The sequence below is a fragment of the Micromonospora mangrovicola genome, from assembly GCF_047200535.1.
In the GTDB taxonomy this organism is placed as follows: domain Bacteria; phylum Actinomycetota; class Actinomycetes; order Mycobacteriales; family Micromonosporaceae; genus Micromonospora.
In genome coordinates, this window is the sequence record NZ_JBJZOG010000177.1 from 1 (window position 1) to 7,264 (window position 7,264).

General features: G+C 70.8%; 2 protein-coding genes. Both read right to left on the minus strand.

Translation table 11 applies throughout. From position 1 onward, the window contains the following. Positions 1-163 precede the first annotated feature (163 nt). On the minus strand, positions 164-571 hold the full coding sequence (locus ACL02O_RS33185; protein WP_412822136.1) for a hypothetical protein: 408 nt from the start codon (positions 569-571) through the stop codon (positions 164-166). A gap of 103 nt (positions 572-674) precedes the next feature. Next, positions 675-7,124: an RHS repeat-associated core domain-containing protein gene (locus ACL02O_RS33190; protein ID WP_412822137.1), complete on the minus strand. Its 6,450-nt coding sequence runs from the start codon at positions 7,122-7,124 to the stop codon at positions 675-677. Between the last annotated feature and the right edge of the window lie 140 nt (positions 7,125-7,264).

Genomic DNA, 7,264 nt, shown 5'->3' on the forward strand with positions numbered 1-7,264 from the left:
GCGATGGCCGCCACGCCAGTGGCAGCCATCGTTTAACACCAGTCACCTAGACGCGGAGTCCGCCTCGCCGACGCCGATCCAGCCGGCCTTGAGAGCCACTTGCGACGTCGATCGGCGTGGAAGTCCCACCAGCCCATGCCTCAGGCTCCGCCTCCCGTCGTCCTCATCGCCGCGCCGAGTGCCTGCGCGCCCGGCGCGCGGCGAGCACCCCTGGGTCCGTCCGCATGTGCGGCGGGACGACGAACTTGGGCGCGTTGAACAGCACCACGCACACCTCGCCGCAGACGCAGGCCAGGATCACCAGCACGGCGGCGACTACGGCGCCCGCCCGGAACCCGCTCAGCTCCCCGCCGGTCAGCCCGACGAGCAGCAGCACGTCGGCGGCCCAGAGGGACGCCACCGTGAGGTTCAGGGACCGCACCTCGCCACGCCGGACGTCCTTGCCGAAGGGCAGGAAGGCGAAGGTGTTCATGAAGAAGCCGACCAGCTCGGCGTTCCGCCACAGCTGGACCGCCTTGAAGGTCATGAACGCCGGCCCCAGGGTGAAGAAGGCGATGAGGTAGTACGCCATCGCAGTGGTTCCTTCCAGATCCTGTCCGCTACCGGTCCGCGCCGGGCGGCGGAGCGGGCTTGCCATCCTGCCCGCGCAACCGCCCGGCGCGCTACCCCCTCGATCAGCCGAACCAGCCCTTGACCTTCTTCCATCCCTTCGACATGGCGTTGTTGACCGTGCCGGTGGCGATGATCCCGGTCACCGCTCCGGCGGCGGCGCCGATGGCCCCGCCGACGACCGTTCCGACGGGTCCGCCGACGGCCGTGCCGATACTCGCCCCCAGGGTGGCCCCGAGTTTGGTCGCGCCGATCACCACGTAGGTGTCCACGACCGTCTCGGCTGTGGTCAGTGGGATGTCACCGTCCGTGGCCTTGTAGTTCGCCATCCAGGTGAAGGCGAACCCGCCGACCCCGAGACCTCTGCCCGCCCATCTCACCGCGCCGCTCCGGCCGATGGCGCCCATCCGGGCCACCCCCGGGTACTTCTGCAGCGCCCGGAGGGTCTTGGCGCCCTGGCTGCGGGTCGCCGCGTCCGCGCCCCAGCGCATGTCCCGGCCGGCCTTCGAGGTGATGTCACCCGCGGCGCCGAACCCTTCCTTGATGTAGGCCCCGGACGTCATCAGTCCGTTCCCCGCGTTGCAGAAGTAGTTCCAGTCGGACTCGATGCCGCAGTTCGCCGAGAAGGACACCAGCGGCACCGGGTCGGGGCCGTACAGAAGCGGCGGCGGGCTCGGCGGACCGTATACGGGACCGCCGCACGGCGCGAGGGGCGGCACACCGCAGCTCGGCGGGCCGTACACGACGCCGCCACCACCGCCGCCACCACCGCCGTGGTGACCGCCTCCACCACCACCACCGCCGCCTCCACCACCACCACCGCCGCCGTGGTTCATCTGGTACTCGGGGCACTGCGGGTTGGTCAGGCTCGGGCACGGCGCGGCCGGCCCGGGCGGCGGCTTGTTGCAGAACGAGGGGTCAACGTCGCACCGGGTGCGCCCGGTGGGATCGCTGAACGTCACCGGGTTGTTGCCGGAGTACGAGTACCCGTTGAGCGACTGCGTGTCCTCGGCCTCCAGCACCGGGTCGACGCTGATGAACTGCCCGATCCCGGGGTCGTACTCCCGGGCGTCGAGATGGGTCAGCCCGGTGTTCTTGTCCGCGGTCTTGCCGAGGAACCCCTTGTCGTCCGGCCAGTCCCCGCCGCTCGTCGAGCCGCGTTCGGCGCCGAACGGGGTCATCCGGCGCTTGGTGACCGTCTGCGTGCTGTCCGACGACACGGCCAGGGTCTGGGTGCCGTGCTGGTCGCCGGCCAGGTAGGAGAGCTTGTCGCTGCCGCTCTCGTTGCTGCGCACGGCGATGGTCAGGCTGCCGGAGGAGTAGCTGCGCTGCGCCCAGGTGCTGCCGTCGGCGCGCAGGTGCAGCTCGGTGCTGCCGGTGTACAGGATCCGCTCGCCGCTGTCGGTGCTGCGGATGAGCAGGTTCCCGTCGGCGTCGTACAGGTAGCGGGTGCTCGTGCCTCCCTCGGTGAGCGTGTCGAGTCTGCCGTCCGTCGACCACTGCAGGTCCTGGTCGGCGCCGGAACCGGGCCGCCGGGTGGTGTTGCCGGAGTCGTCGTAGCCGTAGGAGGCGTCGGGGGCGGCGCAGTCGCCGCTGGTGCTGGTGCCGGTGAGGGCGTGCGCGCGGCTGCTCCCTCCCTGGTAGCAGTAGGTGGTCGTAGTGTCGCCCGTCGCGGTGTGCTGGATTTCGGCGGTGCGCTGGCCCGCGTCCCCGTACTGGTAGTCGGTCCAGTACGGCGCAGGCCCCGACAGAGTGCTCGCGCTCGGGGTGGCGGAGCAGTCCTGCGATTGCGGCGTCCAGGCGCGGGTGAGGCGCCGGTGGCCGTCGTAGCCGAAGCACTGCGTCTCCGCCTGGCTGCTGCCGCCGAGCGTGGTCGGGTCGGCGACGGACGTGATATTGCCGGCCGGGTCGAAGGTGTAGGTGACGTCCATCAGCATGTACGGGTGGGTCTGGTCCGTGACATGGCTGCGGGTCAGCCGGCCGGTGCCCTCCTCGAAGGTGTTGGTGACGTAGACCTTCTTGTGCCCCTCGGTGCTGCCGGTGCCCAGGACGTACTGCTGGGCGCGGCCGAGCGCGGAGTAGTCGGCGTCCAGCAGGTAGCCGGTGGCCCCGGTGATCGAGGTGACCTGGCCGAGCGAGGTGTAGCCGTACTCGATGACCTCGGACGGCAGTCCGCCCAGGGCTGGTTCCGCATTGTTGCTGAGGGTGCCGTCGAGGCGGTAGGCGCTGGAGAAGGAGATCGTGTCCGGCGCCCCTGCGGCGACCAGCGGGTCGGGCTGCGGCAGGGTCAGGGTGGTGCCGGTGGCGCGGCCGAGTGAGTCGTACGACGTGACGGTCTTGGTGTACGCGTCGCCGTTCCGGCCCCCGACATAGCGGGTGTTGGAGGTCTGCCTGCCCTTCAGCAGGGTGTCGTAGGTGTACTCGGTGAGCTGGTGGGCGTCGTCCTTGACGCCGTCCCAGGTCCCGGTGACGCGGCCCAGTTCGTCGTACCCGGTCAGCACGTTGCGGCCGCGCGCGTCGGTGCTCCTGACCAGGTGGTCGAGGTCGTCGTACGCCATCGTCGCGGCGCCCTTGTCGGGGTCATCGATCCGGGTCTGGCGCCCCATCAGGTCGAAGCCGTAGGTCCACACCGCCCCGTCCGAGCCGGTGACGACGCGCTGCTTGTCGTCCAGCGTGTACTGGAACGTCGTGGCGCTGTACGAGCCGCCGGGCCCGCCGCCGTACGCGGGGTCCGCGGGGCTGGAGCCGGCGTACTCGCGCTTCTCGGTGTCGCGGCCGCGGGCGTCGGTGATGGTCCGGGTGGCGGAACCGCCATCGAGGGCCGAATGCGCCTCCGAGTCGCCCGTGTAGGAGGTGGTGGTCCCCCACTTCTTCACCCCGTACACGTACAGGGTGCTGGAGACCTCGCGTTCGGCCCCGTCGTAGACGGTCTCGGTCTGCTTCGGTGCCCCGCCGTACTCGGCCCGGGTGTAGGTGGAGGTGGGGCTCGAGGTGCTGTCGAAGATCTCCTCGTAGCTCTCGTACGCCAGGCCGCGGCTGTCGTAGCGGGTGTCGGTGAGCACCCGGCCGCCCTGCGGGCTCGGCGCCTGCTCCTGGAGTTTGCGCAGCAGCGCGTCGTAGATCGTGTAGGTGGTGTTGTACGTCTGGCCATCCGCCTTCAGCGTGGACGCGGAGGTCCAGGACTGGGTGTCGGAGTTGATCGCGTAGCCGAACTTCTGGTTGGGGCTGTATCCCGCAGCCCTGCTGCGGTTGGGCCGCCAGACGTCGGTGATCCGGCCGAGGGCATCGTAGGCGAGTTCCGTCTTCTTCAGGTTCGCGTCGTAGATGCGCAGGTCCGATCCGCGCCGCGGGTCGAGGAAGGTCGTGGTGGTCTGCCCCTTGGGGTTGGTCACGGCCTTCCGCGTCAGCGGCCCCGCGGTGGCGGGGGTGTAGGCGGTCGTGGTGGCGTGGCCGGCGGCGTCGGTGACGGTGGTGGGGCGGCCCAGCGTGTCGTGCCCGGTGGTCCCGGTGGTCTGCCAGGCGGGCGTGGTGCCGCTGTAGGCGGTGACCCGGCCGGTCCACGTCGTCAGCCCCTTCGTCGGGGTCATGGACGTGGACCAGGTCGCGCCGTCGTACGCGGTGGCCGTGTCGGACAGGACATCGCCGCGCCTGCTGCTGTCGGCGGGCAGGTCCAGATCGGCGTCCGCGACCGCGCAGGACCTGCCGACCACCCGTTCCCGGGAGACCAGGTCGATCAGGCCGGCGCTCGCGTTGCGGGCGTACCAGGTGCGGGTGCAGGTCTCGTCGCCGCTGACGGTGTCGTCGCCGCCGTCCTCCTTCCGGTAGACCTTGCCGTAGCTGTCGAACGTGCTCTCGACGGTACGCGCGCGCCAGGTGCCGGACGCGGTCAGATAGGTGTGCGTGGTCTCCTTGGTGGTGTCGACGAACCGCGCCACCTGGTCCCCGGCGTCGGGGACGCTCTGCCGCGCGGTCTCCGCCGACCACGGCACGTCGGAGGTGGCGGAGATGGCCGTGGCGCCGTCGTAGGTGACCTTCTCCCGGAGCTGACCGGCGTACTGGTCGCCGTCCTTGAGCGTGGCGAGGCCCAGATCTGGGCTGCTGAGGGGGGCGACGCTCACCGAGCGGGTGGTGCCGTCCTTCAGCTTGTCGCCGTCCATGCCCTGCATGTAGAGGGAGACGCTCTTGGTGCGGGTCGTGGCCGTGGCGCCGGTGTACGTCGTGACCTTGCGGAAGCCGCGCCAGTCGGACCAGGTGCGCTCGGCCTTGAGGACGAGCGGGTCGTCGCTGTAGTTCCAGGCCGCCCCGCTGTAGTCGTAGGCGTGCTCGACGGTGTCGTTCTGGCCCGTCGGGTCGGAGACGGTGACGGCGAGCACGCGGTACTTCTGGAACCAGTCGACGGAGGCGTCCGCGGCGCCGTTGATGTGCCAGTACTGCGGGAAGCAGTTACGGGTGTTGGTGTCCTCGGCGGCGCCGAGCACCTCGCTGCGCAGGCACTCGGGGTCGGACATCGTCACCGTCGTGATGGCCCCGGCCTCCGAGGTGACGGTGGAGATCCGCGGGCGGGTGAGCGGGAGAATGTCGTCGGTGCCGTCCACCCGGTTGCGGCGCATGTGGTACGTGAAGCTGACCGGGTTCATCGTGATGCTGGTGCCCGCCTTGGCGGTGCGCTGGAGGGACATCAGCGACAGCACCTGGTCGGAGGTGTCGCCGATGTCGCCGCCGTCGAGGTACTGCTGGGTGAGCTTCCAGGAGTCGACGGGGTCGTAGGCGGTGGCTCCGGCGTTCCAGGAGTAGGTGTCGATGCCGGTGAGCCGTTTGCGGGAGAAGAAGGACGGGCCGACGGCGAGGCAGTCGTCCTGGCCGCTGGTGCACAGGGCGTCGAAGGGGACGTCCGGCCAGTTGTCGGCGGTGTCCTTGGTGAGCGAGGAGCAGTCCGCGGCGGTGCACCGCTCGGCGTAGCCAAAGCTGACCTTGGCGTCGGCGTCGTCGGTGAACAGCGCGCCCTTGCGCAGGCCGTACTTGATGGTCTCTAGGTAGCCGCCGCGCGTGTAGGCGGCGTTGGCGGTGCTCGCCTTGTTCTTCTTGTAGTAGTCGCCTTCCTTGGTGTACCAGTAGGTGGCCGCGTTGCCGGAGGGGTCCTCGACGTAGTCGAGGTTCCACCGCCAGGCCTGGTCCAGCCACCGGTCGCCGAAGGTGCTGCCCTTGGAGTAGCCGGGCTCGCCGGAGTCGTCGCCGAACACCGGCACCGTCCAGGTGGAGTTGGTGCGCTCGGTGGTGGCCCCGGCGAGCTTGTTCAGGCCGAAGACGTACTGCGTGCCGTCGCCGGTGACGACGGTCCAGTACTCGCCGTTGTCGTCGCCGTTGTCCGCGCCGGTGGAGCGGGTCACGGTCGAGGCGTCGTCGTTCTCCAGCCGCCACTTGCCGGTGGTGTCGTCCTTGACCAGGATCGAGGACTCGCCGTTCAGGACCAGCTTGGCGTTGTCGTACTTCCAGCACTGGTCGTGGATGCCGTCGTGGCCGTCCTCGTCGCAGGGGACGTAGAGGCGTTCGATGTAGGAGTCGCTGAGCGCGAAGCCCTCACCGACCGAGGTGCCCTGGTTGTTGGTGCTCGCGGTGCGGCCGTCGACGCTGCCGGAGCTGTAGGAGAGCGAGAGCTTCGGGACGGGGCCCGCGGCGGCGGGCGGCACGGTGAAGTCGTAGTTCCAGTTGAAGGAGCCGGAGCTGCCGCCCGCCTCCCAGGAGGCGGACTCCGACAGCGGGGTGGCCGAGTAGTCGCCACTGCCGTCGGGCGATTCGCCGTCCCCGGTTCCGCTGGTGGTGAGCGCCAGCACGGTCGCGCCGGACGAGGCCGTGGCGAGCTGTGTGCTCAGGCCGCCGCCGGAGCCGGCCAGGGTGACCGGGGCGGACACGGTGTGGTGCGCGGTGTCGTTGGTGGAGTGCAGCGGGATCTGGGTGCGGCACTCGGCCTCGGCCGGGGTGGTCAGTGCGCAGGCGGGCAGCCGGACGAGCCGCAGCCGCGCGGACCAGCCGCCGCCGATCGCGGAGGCCATCCGGTCGTAGTCCACGGTGAGCCGGGCGCTGCCCGCGGTGTCGGCGTCGGCGGTGAACAGCACGCCGAGGACGCCGGCCGCCTCGGCCGCCTTCGCGTCCAGCACGGTGACGGTGGTGGCGGTGCCCTGCGGGAGGGAGTCGCTGCCGCCGACGGGCCGGAGGGTGACGGGCATTCCGCCCGGTGCCGCCTTCGCAGGACCCGCGGCGGCCGTGAGGGTGGCCGAGCCCGGGGTGGGCCAGTGGGCCCGCTGCTCCTGCCGGGCGCGGGCGGCCTGTGCGGCGTTCGCCTTCTTGTCGCTCGCGACCCGCGCGCGGGCCTTCTCCGCCCCGGGGGTGTCGACGACGTGCACCTTGCTGCTGCGCGGCTCGGGCAGGTCCGGGCGGCCGAGGCCGCCGCCGGGGCGGTCCTTGGCCTGCGCCGCGGGTGCCAGCACGCCCACGACGAAGACCGGCACGGACAGCATGGCCGCCAGGGACCACGCGGCACGCCGGCCGGCCGACCTGCGTCTTATCATGCCTATGCCAAAGCTCATGAGTCTCCGCCCACTCATTCCCACAGGTGTCGGTTGCGGTGTCCGGCTTCTCTGCTCACGGACAGACCCCG